This is a genomic window from Streptomyces sp. P17 (genome assembly GCF_032436805.1).
Taxonomy (GTDB): Bacteria; Actinomycetota; Actinomycetes; order Streptomycetales; family Streptomycetaceae; genus Streptomyces.
Map to the genome: position 1 here is coordinate 1 of NZ_JAVRBF010000097.1, position 20,542 is coordinate 20,542.

At 69.0% G+C, this 20,542-nt stretch carries 19 protein-coding genes, 1 rRNA gene and 1 riboswitch; of the genes, 12 read left to right on the plus strand and 8 right to left on the minus strand.

Annotation, left to right across the window (positions count from 1 at the left end; translation table 11 throughout):
* The 11 genes from rrf to RMT89_RS37305 all read left to right on the plus strand — a co-directional run.
* Nucleotides 1-77, plus strand: a 5S ribosomal RNA gene (rrf, locus tag RMT89_RS37255); the annotation flags it as partial.
* Nucleotides 78-186: 109 nt separating this feature from the next.
* Nucleotides 187-795, plus strand: coding sequence for a CDP-alcohol phosphatidyltransferase family protein (locus RMT89_RS37260; protein WP_315888197.1), 609 nt, complete (start codon nt 187-189; stop codon nt 793-795).
* A 114-nt stretch (nt 796-909) separates the two neighbouring features.
* On the plus strand, nt 910-3,405 hold the full coding sequence (locus tag RMT89_RS37265) for a mannose-1-phosphate guanyltransferase (RefSeq protein WP_315888198.1): 2,496 nt from the start codon (nt 910-912) through the stop codon (nt 3,403-3,405).
* A 107-nt stretch (nt 3,406-3,512) separates the two neighbouring features.
* Entirely contained in the window at nt 3,513-4,415 is a 903-nt protein-coding gene (locus RMT89_RS37270) for a DUF881 domain-containing protein (protein ID WP_315888199.1), read from the plus strand.
* Nucleotides 4,412-4,744 carry a small basic family protein gene (locus tag RMT89_RS37275; protein ID WP_003988855.1) on the plus strand — a complete coding sequence of 111 codons (333 nt, stop codon included), beginning with the start codon at nt 4,412-4,414 and terminating at the stop codon, nt 4,742-4,744. The genes RMT89_RS37270 and RMT89_RS37275 overlap by 4 nt, the downstream gene beginning before the upstream one ends.
* Nucleotides 4,745-4,749: 5 nt before the next feature.
* A complete protein-coding gene (locus RMT89_RS37280; RefSeq protein WP_315888200.1) occupies nt 4,750-5,583 on the plus strand; it encodes a DUF881 domain-containing protein in 834 nt (277 codons plus the stop codon).
* A 61-nt stretch (nt 5,584-5,644) separates the two neighbouring features.
* Nucleotides 5,645-6,604: an FHA domain-containing protein gene (locus tag RMT89_RS37285; protein WP_315888201.1), complete on the plus strand. Its 960-nt coding sequence runs from the start codon at nt 5,645-5,647 to the stop codon at nt 6,602-6,604.
* A gap of 20 nt (nt 6,605-6,624) precedes the next feature.
* Entirely contained in the window at nt 6,625-7,362 is a 738-nt protein-coding gene (locus tag RMT89_RS37290; protein ID WP_315888202.1) for a MerR family transcriptional regulator, read from the plus strand.
* Between the two features lie 84 nt (nt 7,363-7,446).
* The gene (locus RMT89_RS37295; RefSeq protein WP_004002801.1) at nt 7,447-7,920 is read left to right on the plus strand and encodes a bifunctional nuclease family protein; all 474 of its coding nucleotides are present in this window, start codon (nt 7,447-7,449) and stop codon (nt 7,918-7,920) included.
* Nucleotides 7,921-8,182: 262 nt separating this feature from the next.
* Nucleotides 8,183-8,827 (plus strand): MerR family transcriptional regulator, encoded by a 645-nt coding sequence (locus RMT89_RS37300; RefSeq protein WP_315888203.1) that lies wholly within the window; start codon nt 8,183-8,185, stop codon nt 8,825-8,827.
* Between the two features lie 71 nt (nt 8,828-8,898).
* On the plus strand, nt 8,899-10,269 hold the full coding sequence (locus RMT89_RS37305; protein ID WP_315888204.1) for a DNA polymerase IV: 1,371 nt from the start codon (nt 8,899-8,901) through the stop codon (nt 10,267-10,269).
* 78 nt (nt 10,270-10,347) lie between these two features.
* Here the strand turns inward: RMT89_RS37305 and RMT89_RS37310 are convergent, their stop codons facing one another.
* Nucleotides 10,348-10,722: a PRC-barrel domain-containing protein gene (locus RMT89_RS37310; protein ID WP_315888205.1), complete on the minus strand. Its 375-nt coding sequence runs from the start codon at nt 10,720-10,722 to the stop codon at nt 10,348-10,350.
* Between the two features lie 114 nt (nt 10,723-10,836).
* Nucleotides 10,837-10,933: riboswitch (glycine riboswitch) on the plus strand.
* Nucleotides 10,934-11,107: 174 nt separating this feature from the next.
* On the opposite strand from RMT89_RS37310, the gene gcvP reads away from it, so the two are divergent.
* Nucleotides 11,108-13,993 carry an aminomethyl-transferring glycine dehydrogenase gene (gcvP, locus tag RMT89_RS37315; protein ID WP_315888206.1) on the plus strand — a complete coding sequence of 962 codons (2,886 nt, stop codon included), beginning with the start codon at nt 11,108-11,110 and terminating at the stop codon, nt 13,991-13,993.
* Between the two features lie 64 nt (nt 13,994-14,057).
* On the opposite strand, the gene RMT89_RS37320 is transcribed toward gcvP, so the two are convergent.
* The 7 genes from RMT89_RS37320 to RMT89_RS37350 all read right to left on the minus strand — a co-directional run bounded on the left by RMT89_RS37320 (nt 14,058) and on the right by RMT89_RS37350 (nt 20,458).
* The gene (locus tag RMT89_RS37320; protein WP_315888207.1) at nt 14,058-14,477 is read right to left on the minus strand and encodes a TOBE domain-containing protein; all 420 of its coding nucleotides are present in this window, start codon (nt 14,475-14,477) and stop codon (nt 14,058-14,060) included.
* Nucleotides 14,478-14,536: 59 nt separating this feature from the next.
* Nucleotides 14,537-15,598 carry an ABC transporter ATP-binding protein gene (locus tag RMT89_RS37325; RefSeq protein ID WP_315888208.1) on the minus strand — a complete coding sequence of 354 codons (1,062 nt, stop codon included), beginning with the start codon at nt 15,596-15,598 and terminating at the stop codon, nt 14,537-14,539.
* Nucleotides 15,595-16,422, minus strand: coding sequence for a molybdate ABC transporter permease subunit (gene modB / locus RMT89_RS37330; protein ID WP_315888209.1), 828 nt, complete (start codon nt 16,420-16,422; stop codon nt 15,595-15,597). Before modB ends, RMT89_RS37325 begins: the two co-directional genes overlap by 4 nt.
* On the minus strand, nt 16,419-17,240 hold the full coding sequence (gene modA, locus RMT89_RS37335) for a molybdate ABC transporter substrate-binding protein (RefSeq protein WP_315888210.1): 822 nt from the start codon (nt 17,238-17,240) through the stop codon (nt 16,419-16,421). Before modA ends, modB begins: the two co-directional genes overlap by 4 nt.
* Before the next feature lie 172 nt (nt 17,241-17,412).
* Nucleotides 17,413-17,811, minus strand: a complete 399-nt coding sequence (locus RMT89_RS37340) for a helix-turn-helix transcriptional regulator (protein ID WP_315888211.1) — start codon at nt 17,809-17,811, stop codon at nt 17,413-17,415.
* Between the two features lie 18 nt (nt 17,812-17,829).
* Nucleotides 17,830-19,791 carry an amino acid transporter gene (locus tag RMT89_RS37345; protein WP_315888212.1) on the minus strand — a complete coding sequence of 654 codons (1,962 nt, stop codon included), beginning with the start codon at nt 19,789-19,791 and terminating at the stop codon, nt 17,830-17,832.
* Between the two features lie 139 nt (nt 19,792-19,930).
* Complete coding sequence (locus RMT89_RS37350; protein WP_315888213.1) at nt 19,931-20,458, minus strand: hypothetical protein; 528 nt, start codon at nt 20,456-20,458, stop codon at nt 19,931-19,933.
* Nucleotides 20,459-20,542 lie beyond the last annotated feature (84 nt).

Here is a 20,542-nt window from a genome sequence, read left to right on the forward strand (position 1 = left end):
CGAACCCGGAAGCTAAGCCTTACAGCGCCGATGGTACTGCAGGGGGGACCCTGTGGGAGAGTAGGACGCCGCCGAACTCCTTTTACAGCTCTGGCTCTTGGGCATACCGCCCAGGGGCCAGAGCTTTTTTGCGTTGAGGTAGGGTCAGGGGGCATCGTTCGCACGTTTCCCTCAGGAGGCCCCCGGGTGGAGGTCCAGGAGACCCGTGTCCAGACGGACAGGGTCCTCACCATCCCCAACATCCTCAGCATGGCTCGGCTCGTTGGTGTGCCGGTGTTCCTGTGGCTGATCCTCTGGCCGGAGTTCGGAGGGCCGAAGAGCGACGGCTGGGCCCTGTTGGTGCTGATGCTGAGCGGGATCAGTGACTACCTGGACGGCAAGCTCGCGCGGCGTTGGAACCAGATCAGCAGCCTCGGCCGGCTCCTGGACCCGGCTGCAGACCGGCTCTACATTCTCTCGACTTTGGTCGGACTGACCTGGCGCGAGATTCTTCCGATCTGGTTGACTGCCGTACTTCTTGCGCGAGAACTGGTTCTGCTGGTGATGGTGGGCATCCTCAGGCGGCATGGCTATCCGCCGCCCCAGGTGAACTTCCTGGGGAAGGCGGCTACTTTCAACCTGATGTATGCCTTCCCGTTGCTCCTGCTCAGCGACGGAAGCGGGTGGCTCCCGTCACTTGCTGCTATTTTCGGATGGGCGTTCGCCGGATGGGGTACAACGCTCTACTGGTGGGCAGGAGTCCTCTACGTGGTACAGGTCCGCCGCCTGGTCCGTGCGGACACCATGGCCGATTGAACTCGCCCCTTGAAGCGATCCTGCGGCTCGATGGCCCGCTGCAGAAAAGTGCGGGACAATCTGGACGGGTGAAGTCGGCTAGACCGTCGTCTCTTCGAGGAGGACGCTTCCGACATGAAGGCCGTCGTGATGGCCGGAGGCGAAGGCACACGCCTTCGCCCCATGACCTCAAGCATGCCCAAACCGCTCCTGCCGGTGGCCAACCGGCCGATCATGGAGCACGTTCTGCGGCTGCTCAAAAGGCATGGGCTGAACGAGACCGTCGTAACTGTCCAGTTCCTGGCCTCCTTGGTCAAGAACTACTTCGGTGACGGCGAAGAGCTCGGAATGGAGCTCAGCTATGCCAACGAGGAGAAGCCACTCGGTACCGCCGGAAGCGTCAAGAACGCCGAAGAGGCGTTGAAGGACGATGCCTTCCTTGTGATCTCCGGCGATGCGCTGACCGACTTCGACCTCACCGACCTGATCCGGTTCCACAAGGAGAAGGGCGCGCTCGTCACTGTCTGTCTGACGCGTGTGCCGAATCCCTTGGAATTCGGTATCACCATCGTCGACGAAGAGGGCAAGGTCGAACGCTTCCTTGAGAAGCCGACCTGGGGCCAGGTCTTCTCGGACACGGTGAACACCGGTATCTACGTCATGGAACCCGAGGTCTTCGACTATGTCGAGGCCGATGTGCCCGTGGACTGGTCCGGCGATGTCTTTCCGCAGCTGATGAAGGAGGGCAAGCCGATCTATGGGTATGTCGCGGAGGGCTACTGGGAGGATGTCGGCACCCACGAGAGCTATGTGAAGGCGCAGGCCGATGTCCTGGAGGGCAAGGTCGACGTCGAGCTCGACGGGTTCGAGATCTCCCCGGGTGTGTGGGTGGCGGAGGGTGCGGAGGTGCATCCCGATGCCGTTCTGCGTGGGCCCCTGTATATCGGGGACTACGCCAAGGTCGAAGCCGGTGCCGAAATTCGTGAGCACACCGTGGTCGGCTCGAACGTCGTCGTGAAGACCGGGGCGTTTCTGCACAAGGCCGTCGTGCACGACAACGTGTATGTCGGGCAGCACAGCAACCTTCGGGGTTGTGTCGTCGGGAAGAACACCGACATCATGCGCGCTGCCCGGATCGAGGACGGTGCCGTCATCGGCGACGAGTGCCTCATCGGTGAAGAGTCGATCATTCAGGGCAATGTGCGGGTCTACCCGTTCAAGATCATTGAGGCCGGCGCCTTCGTCAATACCTCGGTGATCTGGGAGTCCAGGGGACAGGCGCATCTCTTTGGTGCCCGTGGGGTGTCGGGAATCCTGAATGTCGAGATCACGCCCGAGCTGGCCGTGCGTCTCGCCGGCGCCTATGCGACGACCCTCAAGAAGGGGTCGACCGTCACCACGGCCCGTGACCACTCCCGTGGTGCGCGGGCTCTGAAACGGGCGGTGATCTCCGCGCTTCAGGCGAGCGCCATCGACGTACGCGACCTGGAGAACGTACCGCTGCCCGTGGCGCGGCAGCAGACGGCTCGTGGCAGCGCCGGCGGGATCATGATCCGGACGACGCCCGGTGTGCCGGACTCCGTGGACATCATGTTCTTCGACGGTCGGGGCGCCGATCTCTCGCAGGGGAGTCAGCGCAAGCTGGACCGGGTATTCGCGCGCCAGGAGTACCGCCGTGCCTTCCCCGGTGAGATCGGGGACCTGCACTTCCCGGCCAGCGTGTTCGACTCGTACACCGGATCGCTGCTGAGGAATGTGGACACGACCGGGATCGCCGAGTCCGGGCTCAAGGTCGTCGTGGACGCGTCCAACGGAAGTGCCGGCCTCGTGCTGCCCAGCCTGCTGGGCAAGCTGGGTGTGGACTCGCTGACCATCAATCCCGGTCTGGACGAGTCCCGGCCCACCGAGACGGCGGATGCTCGGCGGTCGGGGCTGGTGCGGCTGGGGGAGATCGTGGCCTCCGCGCGGGCCGCGTTCGGGGTGCGCTTCGATCCCGTCGGTGAGCGGCTGTCGCTGGTCGACGAGAAGGGGCGGATCGTCGAGGACGACCGGGCACTGCTCGTGATGCTCGACCTGGTGGCCGCGGAGCGGCGCAGCGGGCGGGTCGCGCTGCCGGTGACGACCACCAGGATCGCCGAGCAGGTGGCGGCGTACCACGGGACGCAGGTGGAGTGGACAACGACCTCGCCCGACGATCTGACGCGCGTCGGGCGGGACGACACCACGATCTTCGGCGGTGACGGCAAGGGCGGATTCATCGTCCCCGAGTTCAGCGGGGTCTTCGACGGCGCGGCGGCCTTCGTACGGCTGATCGGGCTGGTGGCCCGCACTCAGCTCACCCTCAGCCAGATCGACGCGCGGATACCGCGGGCGCATGTCCTCAAGCGGGACCTGGCGACTCCGTGGGCGGTCAAGGGGCTCGTGATGCGGCGAGTCGTGGAGGCTGCCGGAGACCGTTTCGTGGACACCACGGACGGTGTGCGGGTGGTGGAGACCGATGGGCGCTGGGTGATGGTGCTGCCGGACCCGGCCGAGGCCGTCACTCACCTGTGGGCGGAGGGTCCCGACGACGCGTCGGCCCAGGCGCTGCTCGATGAGTGGGCCGCGGTGGTGGACAGCGCCGGGCGCTGAAATCCCCAGCATGCGCGCGTGCCGGACAAGTGTCCCCGAGGGGGCCTGTCCGGCACGCCGGTGGGGCCATTCGGAGGTACTGGGCGCGACGTGCGACGATGTGCGGCATGCCGCAGCAGCCCCCCGTTCGGAGCACGCCTACGCGCCCCTCGCGCCCGGACGCCTCCATGTCGCTGCTCACCAACGTCATGGACCACAGCCTCGACGACGGTTACGCCGAGGCGGCCGCCCGGAAGAAGGCGGCGGACGGCGGTCTGCCCAAGACCCTCAGGGCGAAGCTCGGGCTCGCGGCCGGACTGGTGCTGGCCGCCCTCGTCGTCACGGTCGGTGCGGTTCAGGCGCGGGTCGCCGCCCCGGTCGTGGCCAAGGAGCGCGAGGAACTGATCGACCGGATCGATCAGGAGACCGAGGCCGCGGACAAGCTTGAGGACAGCGTCGACGAGCTGCGTGACGATGTGAGCGCGCGCCAGCGCGAGGCGCTCAAGGGAAGCGGCGGCAGCGCGCAGGCGGAACTCGTCGGCATCCTCTCCGGGGCCGTCAAGGTGCACGGGCCTGGCGTGAAACTGGTGGTGAACGACGCCAAGGAATCCGGCGGGGGCGGTGACGGGGACCCGCGCGAGACGTCCGGGTTCTCCGACACCGGACGGGTGCGCGACCGGGACATGCAGCGCGTGGTCAACGGGCTGTGGGAGTCGGGGGCCGAGGCGATCTCCATCAATGGGCAGCGGCTGACGGCGCTGTCGGCGATCAGGGCCGCGGGTGACGCGATACTGGTCGACAACAAGCCACTGGTACCGCCGTACACGGTGCTCGCGGTGGGGGACGGGAAGCGGCTGAGCAGCAGGTTCCAGGACAGCGCCGACGGGCTGTATCTGCATGCCTTGCAGGAGAACTTCGGCATCCGGACCGCCATCTCCGTGGAGGGGGATCTCCGGCTGCCCGCAGCACCCAGTGTGACCGTACGAACCGCACAGCCGAACACCGAGAAAACCGAGAAGGGCACATCGTGATCGCCGTACTGGGCCTCGTCGTGGGAGTCGTGGCCGGCCTGTTGGTCCGGCCTGAGGTTCCGGCGGTCGTCGAGCCTTATCTGCCGATTGCCGTCGTGGCGGCGCTGGACGCCGTCTTCGGTGGCCTGCGGGCCATGCTCGACGGCATCTTCGACGACAAGGTCTTCGTGGTCTCGTTCCTGTCCAATGTGGTCGTCGCCGCGCTGATCGTGTTCCTGGGCGACAAGTTGGGCGTGGGGGCGCAGTTGTCCACCGGTGTCGTGGTGGTCCTCGGGATCCGTATCTTCTCGAACGCCGCGGCCATCCGTCGGCATGTGTTCCGGGCGTGAGGCCGATGAGCAACCAGGACGAGACGGCCGAGAACAGGCTGCGCAAGGAACTGCCCGACGAGGTCCCGCCCGCGGCCGCCGGGTCCGCTGCGGAGGACTCCGAGTCACAGCCGGTCCTCACCGGACGGCAGCGGCTCGTCAAGGGACTGTGGCCCCCGCGTGTGACCCGGGCCCAACTGATCGTCGCCCTGCTGCTGTTCGGCCTCGGCTTCGGCCTGGCCGTGCAGGTCGCCTCCAACAGCGACGGGGACGACGCCCTGCGTGGCGCGCGTCAGGAGGATCTTGTCCGGATCCTCGATGAACTGGATGACCGTACACAGCGTCTTGAGGACGAGAAGCAGGGACTCGAAAAGCAGCGGGACGAGCTGGAGAACAGCTCGAACCAGGCCGAGGAGGCCCGCAAGCAGACGGTCGAGAAGGAGCGGCAACTCGGCATCCTGGCGGGCACGGTGGCCGCGCAGGGACCCGGTATCACGGTGACCATCGACGACACGAAGGGGACGGTCGAGGCGGACATGCTGCTCGACGCCATTCAGGAGTTGCGTGCGGCCGGGGCGGAGGCGATCCAGGTGAACGGGGTACGCGTGGTGGCAGGTACCTATCTGACGGATTCGGGGAACTCCGTGAGCGTCGACGGGAACAAGATCAACGCGCCCTATCGTTTCAAGGTCATCGGCAAGCCGCAGGACCTCGAACCGGCGCTCAACATCCCTGGAGGCGTGGTGCAGACCCTTGAGAAGGAGCAGGCCACCGTGACCGTCGAGCGGTCGGACAAGATCATTGTGGACGCCTTGCGAGCCGCGGAGAAGCCTGACTACGCTCGGTCGTCCTCGCGGTGAACCGGGGGTGCATGGGGGACGTCCGGCGAGGGCATGAGGTTGCGGGGGGTCGGCGCACCGAATGGGTGGTGCGTGGTGGAAACTGTCTGGTGGATACGGACGTTGTGAGGATGTCCGGGTCGGCCGGAGTGTGCAGTCAGGGTTCGTCCTGCCCCACGGGCGGGTCTATTTCAGTCAAGGGGAATCGCCCGTGAAGTTGTTTGCGAAGTTGTTCGGCAAGAGCGCGCGGCAGGGCAACGAAAACGCCACCGCCCGTCACCGCGCGCAGCCTGACGCAGAGGGCCAGCGGCCGTTGTTCCGAGACCAGGTAAGTGGTCCGGGCGGTGACATTTCCGGAGGTCAGGGCGCGCCGTCGGTTGACCCTGCCCAGTCCGGAGGCATAGGTTTCGGGCAACCGTCAACCTCAAGTACGGGTGGAGGGTTCTCCGCCGACCCGTACGCGTCCAATGCCCCGTCGGGGCAGCCGCGGCAGGAGGATCCGTCCATGTCGGCCCTGGTGTGCACGAGGTGCGGTAATCGCAACGCGGAGAACAGTCGCTTCTGTTCCAACTGCGGTGCTCCGCTGCGGGCGGGTGCCGTTCCCGAGCGTCCGTCCGAGACCACGTCCACGATCTCCATCTCCGGTCTTGAGGCCTACGACGCCGAGGCCACCGGTCAGACGCAGATGCCCGCCCTGTCCCCCGAGGCGCAGGCCGCCGTCGAGGCGCTGCCGCTCGGCTCCGCGCTCCTGGTGGTGCGCCGTGGGCCGAACTCGGGCAGCCGCTTCCTGCTGGACAGCGACCTGACCACCGCCGGCCGTCACCCGCAGAGCGACATCTTCCTGGACGACGTCACCGTCTCGCGCCGGCATGTGGAGTTCCGCCGCAGCCAGGACGGCTCGTTCACGGTGGCCGACGTGGGCAGCCTGAACGGCACGTACGTCAACCGCGAGCGAATCGACCAGGTCGCTCTGTCGAACGGCGACGAGGTGCAGATCGGCAAGTACCGGCTGGTCTTCTACGCGAGCCAGCGGGGCTACTGACCCTCCCCCGGAGAAGGTCCATGCTTCAGACACCGAGCGGCGGTGCCGGACACGGCACCGCCGCCACGGACAGCGGGCTGATGAGCATCGGCACGGTGCTGAACGTGCTGCGCGACGAGTTCCCCGAAGTCACCATCTCCAAGATCCGGTTCCTGGAGTCCGAGGGTCTTGTCGAGCCGCAGCGGACCCCGTCGGGGTACCGCAAGTTCAGCGCGGACGATGTCGAGCGACTCGGCCATGTGCTGAGGATGCAGCGGGACCACTATCTGCCCCTGAGGGTGATCCGGGAGCACCTGGACGCCATGGAGCGCGGCGAGGCCGTGCCCCTGCCCACCGTGGGCCGACAGCGGGACGGGGAGGCCGTACCGGAGTTCTCCGATGCTCCCACGGCGGCTCGGATCGGGCGGTCCGAGCTGCTGGCCGCCGCGGAGATCGGTGAGCGGGAGCTTGAGGAGTGGGAGTCGTACGGGCTGATCGCTCCACTGCCGGACGGTGGGTACGACGTGGAGGCGGTCACGGTGGCCTCGCTCGTCGCCGAGCTGGGGCGGTTCGGGATCGAGCCGCGGCATCTGCGGGTGATGAAGGCCGCCGCGGACCGTGAGGCCGGGCTCGTGGACCAGGTCGTGGCACCGCTCAGGCGCCACCGCAATCCGCAGACCAGGGCGCACGCCGAGGCCCGTACCAAGGAGCTGGCGGGGCTCACGGTGAAGCTGCACGCCGCGCTCGTGAAGACCGCGCTCGGGGTGCGGCTGCCCTGAGCCGGTGGGCCTCGGAAGGCCGGATGGGCCGCCCGTTCCCTGCCCGACTACCCAAACGTCCCGGGCACGGCCTAGGGTTGCTGTGTGAACGAGCTCGATGTCGTAGGTGTCCGGGTCGAAATGCCCTCCAACCAACCGATCGTGCTCCTGCGCGAAGTGGGAGGCGACCGCTACCTCCCCATCTGGATCGGCCCGGGGGAGGCGACGGCCATTGCCTTCGCCCAGCAGGGCATGGCCCCCGCACGACCGCTGACCCACGACCTGTTCAAGGACGTGCTGGAGGCCGTCGGCCAGGAGCTCACCGAAGTGCGCATCACGGACCTGCGTGAAGGCGTCTTCTACGCCGAGCTGGTCTTCGCCAGCGGGGTCGAGGTGAGCGCCCGACCGTCCGATGCCATAGCGCTGGCCCTGCGCACCGGAACGCCGATCTACGGCAGCGACGGCGTGCTCGACGACGCGGGCATCGCGATTCCGGACGAGCAGGAGGACGAGGTGGAGAAGTTCCGCGAGTTCCTCGACCAGATCTCACCCGAGGACTTCGGCACCAGCAGTCAGTGAGACGGCCCCGGCGGCCCGGCGACCAGCGGGTCAACGGCGAGCGGCCACGGCCCGCCGACGGCTCGGGCCCCGGCAATTGCCAGCGGCGAGTGAGAGCGTCCTGCGGCCTGCTCCCAGCGCATTCGGCTAGCCTTTCCCCGCGGTGGGGTACGGGAAACCACTCCTAGGGTGATTATCACTCGGCGTGCCGAGTGTGGCGATCGTTGACGCACCCCTGGTGACTGCCTACCGTCGAGAAGGCAGGTCAAGGACGGAGGTCGGCGTGAGAAGCAGCGGCGACGGTACGGCTGGGGGTGCCCCCGGACACGGTCTCGGGGCGAGCGGTCCGTATCCGCTTCACGGCAGCGCGGCCGACCACGCACCGCAGCGACCGGCGGCCGTGCCGAGCGGCGGAGGGGCGGCGCCCATGGCGTCCGAGCAGATCGGCTATCGAGGTCCGACGGCCTGCGCGGCCGCCGGCATCACCTATCGGCAACTGGACTACTGGGCGCGCACCGGGCTCGTCGAGCCGAGTGTGCGGCCCGCCTACGGGTCGGGGACGCAGCGCCTGTACAGCTTCCGGGACGTCGTCGTCCTGAAGATCGTCAAGCGGTTCCTGGACACCGGTGTCGCGCTGCAGAACATCCGTACCGCGGTGCAGCATCTGCGGGAGCGGGGATTTCGTGACCTGGAGCGCATGACGCTGATGAGCGACGGCGCCACGGTCTACGAGTGCACCTCGCCGGACGAGGTCCACGCGCTGCTCCAGGGCGGGCAGGGCATCTTCGGGATCGCCGTCGGTGTGGTGTGGCGGGACGTGGAGAGCGCGCTGACGCAGCTGCACGGGGAGCGGATCGACACCGGCGAGACGCTGGTCGGCCCCAATCCCGCCGATGAGCTGGCGCGGCGGCGGAACCGGGCGGTCTGAGGCCCGGCCGGGGGCCCAGGCACGGGGTCGGCTCGGGGGCATTGTCAGTGGCGTAGGGCAGCATCGGATATGTGAGAAACGCGCCCACGATCCTGCATCTCGACATGGATGCCTTCTTCGCCTCGGCGGAGCAGGCGTCCAAGCCGAGTCTGCGCGGGAAGGCCGTCATCGTGGGCGGGCTCGGGCCTCGGGGTGTGGTGGCGACGTGCTCGTACGAGGCGCGGGTGTTCGGCGTTCATTCGGCGATGCCCATGGCGCAGGCCCGGCGGCTCGCGCCGAACGCCGCGTATCTGGTGCCGCGGTTCAGCTTCTACCGGTCCATCAGTGAGCAGGTCATGGAACTGCTGGGGGCGCTCTCGCCGCTGGTGGAACCGCTCAGCCTGGACGAGGCGTTCGTGGATCTGGAGGCCGGGGGAGCGGCCTGGGACGCGGAGTCGGCGCGGCTGGCGGGGGTGAAGCTGCGGGCCGGCATACGGGCGGTCACCGGGCTGACGGGATCGGTGGGGCTCGCGGCCTCCAAGATGCTGGCCAAGATCGCCTCGGAGCAGGCCAAGCCGGACGGGCTGGTGCTGATCGAACCGGGGACCGAGCGGGCGCTGCTCGGGCCGATGTCGGTGCGGACCCTGCCGGGGGTGGGGCCGGCTACGGGGGACCACCTGCGGCGGGCCGGGATCCATACGGTCGATGAGCTGGCCGAGGCGGGGGAGGACGAGCTCGTGCGGCTGCTGGGGAAGGCGCATGGGCATGCGCTGTACGCCATGGCGCTGGCGCGGGATGAGCGGCCCGTGGTGGCTGAGCGGGAGGCGAAGTCGGTGTCCGTGGAGGACACCTATGACGTGGACATCCATGATCGGGTGCGGGTCGGGCTTGAGGTGGCGCGGCTGGCGGATCGGTGTGTACGGCGGCTGCGGGGGGCGGGGCTGTCCGGGCGGACGATCGTGCTGAAGGTGCGGCGCTACGACTTTTCGACGCTGACGCGGTCGGAGACGTTGCGTGGGCCCACGGATGATCCGGCGGTGGTGCGGGAGGCGGCTGCTCGGCTGCTGGAGTCGGTGGACACGACCGGGGGTGTGCGGCTGCTGGGGGTGGGGGTCAGTGGGCTGGCCGACTTTACCCAGGAAGATCTCTTCGCGCAGGCCGCGGGGGACGGCGTGGCGGCTGACATGGGGGAGGAGGGGAAGGTTGAGGCTGCTGCGCGGGAGACTGTGGAGCCTGGGGAGCGGCGGTGGGCTGCGGGTCATGATGTGCGGCATGCCGAGTTCGGGCATGGGTGGGTGCAGGGGAGTGGGGTGGGGCGGGTGACGGTGAGGTTCGAGACGCCTGATTCCGGGCCGGGGCGGGTGCGGACGTTTTTGGTGGACGATCCGGAGCTGTCGCCGGCCGAGCCGCTGCCGTTGGTGCCGCGAAGACCCGGGGCCTCGGTGGACGGGGTTCCTGCGTGACCGTTGTCCGGGCCGGCGTGGGGTGGGTTCGCGGGCGGTCCCGCCGGGCGCTGCGGCAATCCACAAGGGCCGGACGGCTCAGGTGTCCGCGTCCTCCGTGCCTGCCAAGTTGCCGAAGTCGTGGTCCGGGGGTGGGGGTGCGGTGATGTCCAGGCCGTAGTGGTGGTAGAGCTGGAGTTCCTGTTCGGGCGAGAGGTGGCGGCCTACTCCGAAGTCGGGGGCGTCCTTGATCAGGGAGCGGTCGAAGGGGACGTGCAGGGTGCCCTCCACGAGCTCGCTGGGCTCCAGGGGGACGAACGCGTCTCTGCTGAACAGGCCCGTGCGTATGGCTGCCCACTCCGGTACGCCGGTCGCGTCGTCGAGGTAGACCTCGTCGATCGTGCCGATCTTCGTACCGTTGCGGTCGAACGCCTTGCGGCCGATCAGGTTGCGCGGATCGATGTCGGTCTGCACGGGCCCTCCACTTGGTCGCAACTCATCCGTAAGCACTACGAAAGAGCACATTGGGGCAAGCGGCCACTCGAACGCCTGGGCGTTGACCTCGCTGGTAGGCTTTCAGACGGCTGCTGACCCCGTGCGGGAGAGTCCTCCGGACACCATCCGGAGGCGCCGAAGGAGCAAATCCTCCCCGGAATCTCTCAGGCCCACGTACCGCACGGACGAGGTCACTCTGGAAAGCAGGGCGGGTGTCGACGGCTTCCGCTCTCACCGACGGTGAAAGCCGGCTGCCCTCGGGCGTCCGGTGAAGCTCTCAGGTTGAGATGACAGAGGGGGAGGCCGTCCGGGTACCCGCGCCGTGGTGCCCCTCGAAGGTCGTGTCGACCAGGAGGCCTCCGCAATGACCGCCCATCGCATTCCGCTCTCCGAGCTCGAACAAGGAATCCCCTTCGAGCAGCGTCATATTGGTCCTGATCATGAGGCTCGGGCCAAGATGCTCGCGCAGGTCGGCTACGGCTCGCTCGACGAGCTCACCGCCGCCGCGGTGCCGGATGTGATCAAGAACGCCGACGCCCTCGACCTGCCGGGCGCCCGTACCGAGGCCGAGGTGCTCGCCGAGCTGCGGTCGCTCGCCGATCGCAACCAGGTGCTCGACTCCATGATCGGGCTCGGGTACTACGGGACCTTCACCCCGCCCGTCATCCTGCGCAATGTGATGGAGAACCCCGCTTGGTACACGGCCTACACGCCGTACCAGCCGGAGATCTCCCAGGGGCGGCTCGAAGCCCTGCTGAACTTCCAGACCATGGTCGCCGAGCTGACCGGGCTGCCCACCTCCGGTGCCTCGCTGCTCGACGAGGGGACGGCCGCGGCCGAGGCCATGGCTCTGTCCCGGCGTATGGGCAAGAACAAGAAGGGCCTCTTCCTGATCGACGCGGACGCCCTTCCGCAGACCATCGCCGTGATCGAGACGCGTGCCGAGCCGACCGGAGTGGAGGTCGTCGTCGCCGACCTCAGCGACGGCATCCCCGCCGAGATCGCAGAACGTGAGATCAACGGCGTCCTCATCCAGTACCCGGGCGCCTCCGGTGCCGTACGGGACATCAAGCCCGTCATCGAGCAGGCCCACGGGCTCGGCGCGCTGGTCACCGTCGCCGCCGATCTGCTCGCGCTGACGCTGCTGACCTCGCCGGGCGAGCTCGGCGCGGACATCGCGGTCGGCACCACCCAGCGCTTCGGCGTTCCGATGGGCTTCGGCGGTCCGCACGCCGGCTACATGGCCGTACACGAGAAGTTCGCGCGCAGCCTGCCCGGCCGGCTCGTGGGCGTGTCCGTGGACGCCGACGGGAACAAGGCCTACCGGCTCGCGCTGCAGACGCGTGAGCAGCACATCCGTCGTGAGAAGGCCACCAGCAACATCTGTACGGCGCAGGTGCTGCTCGCCGTGATGGCCGGGATGTACGCCGTCTACCACGGGCCCGAGGGGCTGAAGGGCATCGCGCGGCGGGTCCACCGGTACGCCACGATCCTCGCCGCGGGGCTCACCGCGGGCGGAGTCGAGGTCGTGCACGGTGCGTACTTCGACACGCTGACCGTGCGGGTTCCGGGACGGGCCGCCGAGGTCGTCGCCGCCGCGCGGGAAAACGGCGTCAACCTGCGTCTCGTCGACGCCGACCACGTCTCCGTCGCCTGTGACGAGACGACCGGGCGGGCCCAGCTGGGCGCCGTGTGGAGCGCCTTCGGGGTCGACGGGGACATCGAGGCGCTGGACGCCGGCGCCGAGGAGGCGCTGCCGCGGACCGCGCTGCGCGAGGACGAGTTCCTGACGCACCCGGTCTTCCACCAGCACCGCTCCGAGACCGCCATGCTGCGCTACCTGCGCCGGCTGGCCGACCGTGACTACGCGCTCGACCGCGGCATGATCCCACTGGGCTCCTGCACGATGAAGCTCAACGCGACGACCGAGATGGAGCCGGTCACCTGGCCGGAGTTCGGGCAGCTGCACCCCTTCGCGCCGGCCGAGCAGGCGCAGGGCTACCTCACGCTCATCCGTGAGCTGGAGGAACGTCTCGCCGAGGTCACCGGATACGACAAGGTCAGCCTCCAGCCGAACGCCGGCTCGCAGGGTGAGCTGGCCGGTCTGCTCGCCGTCCGCGGCTACCACCGCGCCAACGGTGACGAGCAGCGCACCGTCTGCCTCATCCCGTCCTCCGCGCACGGCACCAACGCCGCCAGCGCCGTGATGGCCGGCATGAAGGTCGTCGTCGTCAAGACCGCCGAGGACGGCGAGATCGACGTCGAGGACCTGCGGGCGAAGATCGAGCAGTACCGCGACGAGCTGTCGGTGCTGATGATCACGTACCCGTCGACGCACGGTGTCTTCGAGGAGCATGTCGTCGACATCTGCGCGCAGGTGCACGAGGCCGGCGGGCAGGTCTACGTCGACGGCGCCAACCTCAACGCCCTGGTGGGCCTTGCCAAGCCGGGCCACTTCGGCGGTGACGTCTCGCATCTGAACCTGCACAAGACCTTCTGCATCCCGCACGGCGGCGGTGGTCCGGGCGTCGGTCCGGTCGGTGTGCGCGCGCACCTCGCGCCGTATCTGCCGAACCACCCGCTCCAGCCCGCAGCCGGTCCCGAGACGGGTGTCGGTCCGATCTCGGCGGCGCCGTGGGGCTCCGCGGGGATCCTGCCGATCTCGTGGTCATACGTGCGGCTCATGGGCGGCGAGGGGCTCAAGCGGGCCACGCAGGTCGCGGTGCTCAGCGCCAACTACATCGCCAGGCGGCTGGAGCCGCACTACCCGGTGCTGTACACCGGCCCCGGCGGGCTCGTCGCGCACGAGTGCATCATCGATCTGCGTCCGCTGACCAAGACGACCGGTGTGAGCGTCGACGACGTAGCCAAGCGGCTCATCGACTACGGCTTCCACGCGCCGACGATGTCCTTCCCGGTGGCCGGCACGCTGATGATCGAGCCGACCGAGTCCGAGGACCTGATCGAGCTGGACCGGTTCTGCGAGGCGATGATCGCCATTCGCGCGGAGATCGAGAAGGTCGGTTCCGGGGAGTGGGCCGCGGACGACAACCCGCTGCGGAACGCTCCGCACACCGCTGCCTCGCTGGGCGGGGAGTGGGAGCACGCGTACAGCCGTGAGGAGGCCGTGTTCCCGGGTGGGGTCTCGGCCACGGACAAGTACTGGCCGCCGGTGCGCCGTATCGACCAGGCGTTCGGTGACCGGAATCTGGTGTGCTCCTGCCCGCCGCTGGACGCGTACGACGACTGATCCGGCGTAGGAAACAGGGCGGGCTCCGCCCGGCCTGTACGGCTCGGGCGGAGCCCCTTTTGTGTCAGGGGGTTGCCAGGGAGATCTCGGTCGACTTGATCAGGGCGACCACGGGGGTGCCGGGGGCCAGGCCCAGGTCGGTGGCCGCTTCTGTGGTGATCACTGACGTCAGTGCGCCCCCGGCGACCGTGATCTTGATCGAGGTCATCGCTTCGCCGGTGATGATCTCGCTTACCGTGCCGGGGAGTTGGTTGCGGATCGAGAGGCCGGTCACGGGGGCCGTGGTGAGGGCGACCTCAGTCGACTTCAGCAGGGCTCGTACGTCGGAGCCCGGGGTGAGGGCCAGGTCTGCGGCTGCTTCTCTGGTGATCGCGGCGGTGAGGTGGTGGCCGCCGGACAGGTCGACCTTGACGGTGGCCATGACTTCGCCGGGGGTGATGGCGGTGACGGTGCCCGGGAGTTGGTTGCGGATGCTGAGGGGCATGGGACGCCTCTGGTTCGGGGTGGGCTGGTGGGGCGTCCCACGGTAGCCGGGGGGTGGGCTTATGCCGGGTACGCGTGTGTTTGCGTCGCCTTGACGGTTGCCCAGACGGGGGCGCCGGGGTGGAGGTCGAGTTCCGCCGCGGCGACCGTGGTGAGGTCGGCGGCGAGGCGGAGTTCACCGGTGAGGTCCGCGCGGATCTGGTCGCCGTGGGTTTCCAGCCCTTCGACCCGGCACTGCCAGAGGTTGCGGGCGCTGGCGCCGGTGGGGCGGTCACGGAAGAGCGTCACGGCGCCCGGGGGAAAGGCGACGAAAACCGGGCCGTTGAGGTCTTCCGTGGTGGTGATGGCGGGGCCCGCGTCGAGATGGACCGTGTGGCCTTCCGCTTTGCCCTTGTAGAGGTTCAGGCCCACCAGTTGGGCGATGTAGTCCGTACGGGGGTGGCGGGCGATGTCCGCGGGGGTGCCCTCCTGGACCACTCGGCCGTGTTCGATGACCACCAGGCGGTCCGCCAGGACCATGGCGTCCAGGGGGTCGTGGGTGACCAGGACCGCCACTGCCTCGAACTCGGCGAGGTGGCGGCGGAGTTGGGCTCGCACTTCCAGTCGGGTGCGGGCGTCCAGGGCCGCCAGGGGTTCGTCCAGGAGGAGCAGACGGGGGTTGGTGGCGAGGGCTCGGGCCAGGGCGACGCGCTGGGCCTGGCCGCCGGAGAGGCGGCGGGGCTTGGCGGTGGCATGGTCGGTGAGGCCCATGCGCTTGAGCCAGGTGTGGGCCTGGGCTCGCGATTCGGACTTGGTGGCGCCTTGGCAGTGGGGACCGAAGGCGACGTTGTCGAGGGCGGTGAGGTGGGGGAAGAGGAGGTAGTCCTGGAAGACGACGCCCACCGGGCGGTTCTCGGGGGGTGTGCGGTCCAGGGGCGTGCCGTCCAGGCGGAGATGGCCGGCGGTGAGGGGGATCAGGCCCGCCAGGGCGCGCAGGGCGGTGGTCTTGCCCGCGCCGTTGGGGCCGAGCAGGGCCAGGACGTCGCCGGGGGCGGCGGTGAGCCTGACATCCAGATGGAAGTTGTCCCGGTCGACGATCAGGTGGGTGTCCAGGCCCTGGTCGCCTTGGGCGAAGGTGGTCATGGGGTGGCCATCCAGCGGTCGCGCAATGCCGCCAATACCGTGATCGACACGGCCAGGAGCACCAGGCTCAGGGCGATGGCGGCTGCTGGGTCTGATTGGAGGGCCAGGTACACCGCGAGGGGCATGGTCTGGGTTCGGCCCGGGAAGTTGCCCGCGAACGTGATGGTGGCGCCGAACTCGCCGAGGGCACGGGCCCAGGCCAGCACCGCTCCCGCCGCGATACCCGGGGCGATCAAGGGCAGCGTCACTCTGCGGAACGCCGTGAAGCGGGAGGCGCCCAGGGTCGTGGCCGCTTCCTCGTAGCGGGGGTCGGCCGCTCTCAGCGTGCCTTCCACGCTGATGACCAGGAACGGCATCGCCACGAAGGTCTCCGCCACCACCACGCCCGCCGTCGTGAACGGGAGGGTGAGTCCGAACCAGTCGTCCAGCCACTGTCCCACCACGCCGTTGCGGCCCAGGGCGAGCAGCAGGGCCACGCCGCCCACCACCGGGGGGAGGACCAGGGGCAGGGTCACCAGGGCCCGGACCAGGCCGCGGCCCGGGAAGTCCGTTCTGGCCAGCAGCCAGGCCAGCGGGACGCCCAGGAGCAGGCTCAGCGCGGTTGCCGCCGTCGCGCACACCAGTGACAGGCGCAGGGCGTCCCATACCTCTGGGCTGGTCAGCTGGTCCGGGAGGGTGCGCCAGGGGGTGCGTACCAGCAGGGCGATCAGGGGGACCACCAGGAACGCCAGACCCAGGAGGGCGGGGAGCAGCAGCGGCAGCGGCACCACACGGGGCCGGACGCGTCTGCGGCGGCCCTCCAAGGTCTCGGCGCTACCCGTCACGGCTTCAGGAATCCGGCCTCGGTCAGGACCTGCCGGCCCTCGGCGGAGCGCACCAGCTCCATGAACGCCTTGGCCGCGTCCGGGTTGGGCGCGTCCTTGAGAAGGGCGATCGGGTAGTCGTTGATGGCGTCGGCCGCCTCCGGGAAGTCCACGCCCCCCACCTTGTCACCCGCGGCCTTCACGTCCGTCCGGTACACGAGGGCGGCGTCGGCCTCCTTGAGCTCGACCTTGGTCAGGGCGCCCTTGACGTCCTGCTCGTACGAGACCGGCGTGACCTTGAGCCCGGCCGCCGTCAGTGCCTTGTCGGCCGCGGCCCCGCACGGCACCGTCTTGTCGCACAGGACCACCTTCAGGCCGGACTCGGTGAGGTCCTTGAGGGAGGAGATCTTGTCGGGGTTGCCCGGCAGAGTGGCGATCTCCAGCCGGTTGCGGACGAAGGTGACCGGGGTGCCGGCCGTGTCCTCCGCGTCCGTGACGATCGCCATGGTCTTCGGGCTGGCGGCGGCGAAGACGTCCGCGGGGGCGCCGCCCGTGATGTTCGCGGCGAGGGTGTCGCTGCCGCCGAAGCTGAAGGTGACCTTGGTGCCCGGGTGTTCCTTCTCGAACTGCTTGCCGAGCTCGGTGAAGCTCTCCTGGAGGGAGGCGGCGGCGAAGACGGTGACCGTGCCGGAGACCTTCGGCGAGGACGAGGAGCCGGACGCCGCGGACGTGCCGGAGTCGGACGAGGAGGAGCAGGCGCTCATCAGGAGCAGTACGGCGGCTCCCGCGCCGGTCGCCTGCAAGGTCCGGCGGGTCCGGCGGGCGTAACGGGTCGTCACTGGTCCACTCCCTCAGTCTCCGGGGGGAGGAAGCCGCCGGGCCTGACCGCCGGCTTCCCCCTCGCATACGCCGATCATACTGACGCATATGCGAGGCGTAAGTCTTCTGGCGCTTCGTATGAGCGAGGGAAGAAGCGGCTGGAGCTTCGTATATGCGGATGGACAGAGGCGGTTATGTGCGGTCGATGTGTACGTTTGTCGACTTCACGCGGGCCGTGGCCTCCATGCCGACCTCCAGGCCCAGTTCCTCCACGGCCTCCCGGGTGAGCAGGGAGACGAGCCGGTGCGGGCCGGCCTGGATCTCGACCTGGGCGGCCACGTCGCCGAGTTTGATCGCGGTGACGATGCCGGCGAAGGCGTTGCGGGCGGAGGTGTAGGGGGCCTCCTCGTCGGGCGTGGCCGCCGTCTTGGCGAGCTCCACCGAGAACGCGGCCAGATCCCGCCCGTCGATGAGCCGCCGGCCACTGTCGTCGCGGTGGGTCGCCACCCGGCCCGCGTCCGCCCAGCGGCGGGCGGTGTCCGGGCTGACGCCGAGAAGCCGTGCGGCCTGGCCGATCGTGTAGGACTGCATGCCGGTCACGATAGGGCGTCAGCCCGTGTGGACCCGGGGGCGGCGGGCCGGGTCCGGCTCCGCCTCGCGCAGGACCTCGCGGGTCACCGGGGCGACCTCGCCCTGGCCGAAGAGGAAGAAGCGCAGGAAGTTGGCGAAGGGGTTGCCCTCGGTCCACTCGAAGTAGATGTGCGGCGTGCAGCCGGTGGTGTCGCGGACGTGGAGGAGGAGGAGGAGGGCGGCCAGGGCGTTGGAGACCGAGGAGGACTCCAGGGTCAGGACGCGGTAGCGATGGTGCATGACCTCGCCGCGTACGGTCAGGCCGGACTCGAACTCGGACGGGTCGGTGACCGTGACCTCGACGAAGACGAAGTCGTCCCGCTCGGAGAGGTCGTTGTCCTGGCGGATCTGCTCGACCTTGTCCCGGTACTCGGCGATGTCGCGGGCGTCGGGCTCGTTGGCGATGAACCGGATCTTCCGGCTGGCGATGTCCCGGACGAATCGTTCCGCCATGTCGTCCATCGTCACGCTGGTCACACGCAGCTCGAAGGCGCGGGCCAGCCGGGAGGCCAGGGAGAGGACGATGATGCCCGCGATGAAGCAGGCGCCGATCTTCACACCGTCGGGGCGCTCGATGACGTTCACGATCGTCGTGTAGAGGAACACCGCGGAGATCACGGCGAAGGCGATGGTCCAGTTCCGCTGGCCTGCCTTGCGGGCGGCGATGGTCACGGCGATGGCGGCGGAGCTGATCAGGACCAGGACGCCGGTGGCGTAGGCGCCGCCCTGCGCGTCGACGTCGGCGTCGAAGATCCAGGTGACCAGGAAGGCGACCAGGGTGAAGACGATGACCATCGGGCGGACGGCCCGGGCCCAGTGCGGGGCCATGCCGTAGCGGGGCAGGTAGCGCGGCATCAGGTTGAGCAGCCCGGCCATCGCGGAGGCCCCGGCGAACCAGAGGATGGCGATGGTCGAGACGTCGTAGACCGTGCCGAAGGCGCCGCCCAGGTACTTGTGTGCGAGGAACGCGAGCGCGCGGCCGTTGGCCTGGCCGCCCTCCTCGAACTCCTTCTCGGGGATCAACAGCGTGGTGATGAAACTGGTGCAGATCAGGAAGCCGCTCATGATGAGGGCGGCGGTGGTGAGCAGCTTCTTGGTGTCGCGGATGCGGCCCTGGGGGTGCTCCTCGGTGTCCCCCAAGTCGCCACGGACGTGCGGCATGACGGCGACGCCGGTTTCGAAGCCGGAGAGGCCGAGGGCGAGCTTCGGGAAGACGATCAGGGCCATGCCGATCATGACGAAGACATTGCCGCGCTCGGCGGTCAGGGCGCCGGTCCAGTCGGTGACGACATGGCCCTCGGTGATGACCTGGTACAGGCCGACGATCACCACGACGGCGTTCAGCGCCAGATAGGCCCCGACCAGGGCGACGGCGACGCCGATCGCCTCCAGGAAGCCCTTGAGGAACACGGCGCCGAGCAGGGCGACGAACAGGAGGGTGATCAGCAGTTGCTTGTCGTGCAGGGCGCTGTTCAGATGCGGGTTCTCGACCAGGTGGGTGGAGGCGTCCGCCGCCGAGAGCGTGATGGTGATCAGGAAGTCGGTGGCGGCGAAGCCGAGCAGGGTCAGGACGAACAGCTTGCCCTTCCAGAAGGAGAGCAGCCGTTCCAGCATCGCGATCGAGCCCTGGCCGTGCGGACTCTCCTCGGCCACCCGTCGGTAGACGGGCAGGGCGCCCGCCAGGGTGACGATCACCAGCACGACGGTCGCGATCGGTGACAGCAGGCCGGCCGCCAGGGCCGCGATGCCCGGCTGGTAGCCGAGGGTGGAGAAGTAGTCGACACCGGTCAGGCACATCACCCGGTACCAGCGCTGGCCCTTGGGGGCCGGTTCGGGTTCGGCGTGCGGGCCCTGGGGACCGTGGCCCTTGCCCATGTCGGACAGGCCCTCCAGCATCCAGGCGCGCAGGCGACTGGGCGGGGGGTGTTCCGTGGTGGCCATCGGCGGGCTCCTGATGCGCTGGTCAGCGTGCGTTTTCGGCCATCACGCGGACGGCGGCACCAGCGTAAGCGGAGAGTTACGCCTAGGCCCTGGGATGAGGGGGCCCTGGGCGTCAAGCTTCCGTTAAGACCGGCCCGTCCTAATCGAGCCCCGAGACCTTGAACACCGCCCGCGCGGTCTCGCGGTCGACGCGCTCGGTGATCCGGCGCAGCGCCGTCGTTCCGCACAGCAGGGAGCCGCCTCTCACGGACCGTCGGGCGTCCTCGGCGAGCCGCAGCCACAGGTCGGGGTTGTCGATGAGGACCCCGGGGTCGATCTCCACCCGGTCGCCGAAGGCGTCCCGCAGCACCAGGCGCTGGGCCACGCCGTCGAGGCAGCGGACCGACACCAGCAGGTCGGTGCGTACCCGCTGCGTCCGCAGCAGCCGACGCGACTCCAGCCAGCCCTCACCCGCGGTGACCCGGGCCGGGTACAGGACGGCGAGAAGCAGGGCAGCGAGGGCGAGCCAGAGGAAGCCGCGCCATGCGGTGAAGGTCTCGGCGGCCAGGTCGACAAGAAGGAGGAGTCCGAGGAGTACGGCCGAGCAGCGGACCGAGTCGAGTACGTCGGGCGCCCAGTGGCGGTCGTGCACCACCGGGGCCCGGAGCGGGGCGTCGTGGTGTCGCATGCCGTGGACGCTAGACCCATCCTCCGCACGTAGCGGTATCGGTTGAATCCGCTGGTGGGCCGTGACGGCGGGAGGGGTGTCGGT